The 4,027-nt window shown below is 71.3% G+C and carries 3 protein-coding genes; all 3 read left to right on the top strand.

Annotated elements, in window-relative coordinates; all coding sequences use genetic code 11:
* Positions 1-673, top strand: a 673-nt coding sequence (locus VF697_RS27755; RefSeq protein WP_331099746.1) for an RluA family pseudouridine synthase, incomplete at its 5' end; no start/stop codon positions are given.
* Between the two features lie 10 nt (positions 674-683).
* Entirely contained in the window at positions 684-2,876 is a 2,193-nt protein-coding gene (locus tag VF697_RS27750) for a GAF domain-containing protein (protein WP_331099745.1), read from the top strand.
* 57 nt (positions 2,877-2,933) lie between these two features.
* On the top strand, positions 2,934-4,027 hold a 1,094-nt coding region (locus tag VF697_RS27745), incomplete at its 3' end, for a phosphatase domain-containing protein (protein ID WP_331099744.1).

The following is a 4,027-nucleotide window of genomic DNA, read 5'->3' as shown; positions in this document are numbered from 1 at the left end:
CAAGCCCGCGGGGCTCCCCATCCACCCCACGGCCCGTTACCACAAGGGCACGCTCGTCTCCCTGCTGCGCGAGCGTTTCGGAGAGGCCTTCGCCGAGCCCGCCCACCGCCTCGACCGGGAGACGAGCGGCGTCGTCGTCTGCGGGCGCACCACCGAATCCTGCCGCGTCCTCGGCCGGCTCTTCGTCTCCCGCGATGTCCACAAGGAGTACCTCGCCCTGTGCGAGGGCCACCCGCCCGAGGACTCCTTCCACGTGGACGCGCCCATCGCCGAGGGCACCGAGCTCATCCGCATCGCCGTGCGCATCGACCCCGTGCAGGGCAAGGACAGCCGCACCCGCTTCAAGGTGCTCCAGCGCTTCTCCCGCGACGGCGAGCCCTTCGCCCTGCTGCGCTGCTACCCGGAGACGGGCCGCCAGCACCAGATTCGCATCCACCTGCGCGAGGCCGGCTTCCCCCTGGTGGGCGACAAGATGTACGGCCCGGATCCCGGCTACTTCGACCGCTTCAGCAGGCACTGCCTGGAGCCCGAGGCCTGGCTCCGGCTCCGCCTGCCGCGCCACGCCCTCCACGCCGCGCGTATCTCCTTCCCCCATCCAGGCACTGGAGAGACCGTCACCTTCGACTCGCCCCTGCCCGGGGACCTCCAGGACTTCATCGCGGGCCAGCCGTGAGGAATCCGCCATGAGTCAGGCCCGCGTTCCCCCAGACGGCTCCAGCACGCAGGAGGGGGTGCCTCCGGATGCCCTCCTGGACGTGCTCGTGGAGGGAGTGGTGGTCTTCGACGCGAGCTGGCGCATCACGTACCTCAACACCGTGGCCGCCCGGGTGCTCGGGCGCCAACGCGAGGATCTGCTCGGCCGGGTGTTGTGGGACGAGTACCCCCAGGCGCGCGGCTCGCCCTTTGGCGAGGCCTACCTGCGCGCCATGGCCGAGGGCGTGTCCTTCACCGTCGAGACCTTCCTGGGCCAGCTCGGTATCTGGCAGGAGGCGCGCCTCGTGCCTCGGGGGGACCACCTCGTGGTCATCTTCCGGGACGTGACGGCGCGGCGTCAGGCGGAGGAGGCGCTCGAGAAGAGCACGGCCCGGCTCTCGCTGCTCCAGGCGGTGACGGCGAAGCTGTCCGCGGTGGCCTCCGCCGAGGAGGTGGTGGACGTCATCGTGCGCGGCGCGATGAAGGCCGTGGGGGCCTCGGGGGGCTCGGTGGGCTTCCCGGAGTCAGGGGGGCAGATGCTGCGATTGGTGGCTTCCGAGGGGTTCTCCCCCGAGCTGGTGCGCAGGTACGAGCGCCTGCGGATCGACGCGGAGATCCCCATCGCTCGCGTCTTCCGCACCGGTGAGCCCGAGTGGCTGGGCTCGCCCGCGGAGTTCGCGGCGCGCTACCCCCAGCTGGTGGCGGAGGTGCTGGACTTTCCCGCCCGGGCCTTCGCCTGCCTGCCCATGCGCGCCAAGGACACGTCCCTGGGGGCGCTGTCACTCGCCTTCGATCAACCTCGCACCTTCGACGAGGCGGACCGTGGCTTCATGATGGCACTGGCACACCAGGGGGCGCTCGCGCTCGACCGGGCCCGGCTCTTCGACCGCGAGCAGGCGGCGCGCGCCGAGGCCGAGTCCCAGGTGACGCACCAGCTGCGCGCCCGGCAGGAGCTGGAGGTGCTGGCCCGGAGGCTGCGCTTCCTCTCCGAGGCCAGCACGCTGCTGGTTGGCTCGCTCGACTACGCCACCACGCTGGAGAACCTGGTGCGGCTGGCGGTGCCCGAGCTCGCGGACTGGTGCGCGGTGTACATGCTCACCGAGGGCGGGGGCGTGGAGCTGCTCGCGGTGATGCACGAGGACCCGTCCCGGGTGGAGCTGGCGCGGGAGTTCTCGCGCCGCCAGCCCATCGACCTGTCCGCTCCCAGGGGCGTGGGCAAGGTGCTGCGCACGGGCCAGTCGGAGTGGGCACCCGTCGTGCCCGAGGAGGCGATGCTCGCCGCGGCGCGCGAGCCCGAGCTGCGGCCCCTGCTGCGGGCAGTCGGCCTGCGCTCCTTCCTTTGCGTGCCGCTGATGGCACGTGGCCGGGTGCTGGGCGCCCTCATGCTGTCCCATGCCGAGAGTGGCCGGCGCTACGACGAGGCGGACCTGCGGCTGGCCGAGGAGCTGGCGCGCCGCGCGGCCCTCTGTGTGGACAACGCGCGGCTGTTCCGCGAGTCCCAGGACGCCATCCGCCTGCGCGACGAGTTCCTCTCCATCGCCAGCCACGAGCTGAAGACGCCCCTCACCTCACTGCGGCTACAGCTCTCCCTCATCGAGCGGCTCATGAGCGAGGAGTCGCGGCTGAAGGTCAGCGCCAAGATGGAGGCCGCACGCCGCCAGGTGGACCGGCTCGCCAGCCTGGTGAACATGCTGCTCGACGTGAGCCGCATCGCCACCGGCCGCGTCACCCTGGAGCTGTCCGAGGTGGACCTCAACCATGTGGTGCAGGAGGCCCTGGAGCGGCTGCGCGAGGTGTTCGAGCAGGCCGGCTGCGCCGTGACGTTCCAGGCCGGGGGCCCGGTGGTGGGGCGCTGGGATGTGCTCCGGCTGGACCAGGTCGTCGTCAACCTGCTCACCAACGCGGCCAAGTACGGGCAGGGCCACCCCATCCACGTCCAGGTGGAGGCGACCGCCGAGCAGGCCCGGCTCACCGTGCGCGACGAGGGCATCGGCATCGCTCCGGAGGACCTGCCTCGCCTCTTCGGGCGCTTCGAGCGCGCGGTGAGCGTCCGGCACTACGGCGGCCTGGGCCTGGGGCTCTACATCAGCCGGGAGATCGTCCAGGCCCACGGCGGGCGGGTGCGCGTGGACAGCCGCCCGGGGGAGGGATCCATCTTCACGGTAGAGCTTCCGCGCGGGTAGGCTTCCCACGTGGACCTCGCCAACGCGACCCGAAAGCTCCAGACGCTCCGCTCCCTGATGACCGGTCACACAGACCGGAGCGAGGAGCGGCTCATCCTGGAGCTGCTCGAGGGCTCGACCGCCGCCGAGCTCAACCACCTGCTGCTCAACGTGGACCTGGACGCGTTGCTCGCCGACGTGGACGACCGTGCCGTCGGCCCGGACCATCTCACCGCGCTGCTGGAGCTGCTGTGTGAGAAGCGAGCGCGTGAGCTGGGCCTCCCGCTGCGTGCCGCCCTCGTGTCCGCGCTCCAGAAGGGGAGCACCCACGCGCTGGCCGAGCGCATGGTGCGTGCCCTGTTCCTCGGGCTGCACGGTCGCGAGCTGACGGAGTTCAAGAACCTGCTCGACGGTCGCGGCAACTCCCACGACCTGCAGCAGCTCCTCTTCCACGACATCGACGACGCGCCCATCCGGCAGGAGATCCTCACGCACATCCGCCGGGAGGCCGAGGCCGCTCCGAGCGGCGAGAACAAGGTGCTGAGCGACATCGACGACACCTTCCTCGCCAACTGGAAGGACACGCGCTACCCGCCGAAGACGGTGTACCCGGGCGTGCTCCAGTTCTACCGGGAGCTGGACCGCGGGCCGGGGCTCATTCCCGGGCGCGAGGGGGACCTCACCTTCGTCAGCGCGCGGCCGCAGGATCCGCTCGGCCTCATCGAGGATCGCACGCTGGCCACCCTGCGCACGCACGGCGTGTCCTCGGCGGTGATGCTCTCCGGCGCGTTCACCCACCTGCTCGGCAACGCGCGCATCGCCGCCATGAAGCTCGAGAACTTCAGCCGCTACGTTCAGCTCTATCCCGAGTACGGCTTCGTCTTCACGGGGGACAGCGGGCAGGGTGATGTGGCCTTCGGGGAGCGGATGCTCGCGACCTGGCCGGACGCGGTGCGGGCCGTGTTCATCCACGACGTGGTCGCCACCCCCGAGCCCGTCCGTCAGACGTGGCGGGACAAGCGCATCTTCTTCTTCGACACCTACGTGGGCGCCGCGGTGGAGGCCTTCGAGGTGGGCGTCATCGCCCGGGACGGAGTGGCCCGCGTGGCCCGTGCCGCCCAGGAGGACCTGGGCCATGTGCCCTTCACCTCGGAGGCCCAGCGTCAGGCGCG

It is taken from the genome of Archangium sp. (genome assembly GCF_036388035.1).
Lineage (GTDB): Bacteria > Myxococcota > Myxococcia > Myxococcales > Myxococcaceae > Archangium.
This window is presented reverse-complemented; position numbering and strand designations above follow the sequence as displayed.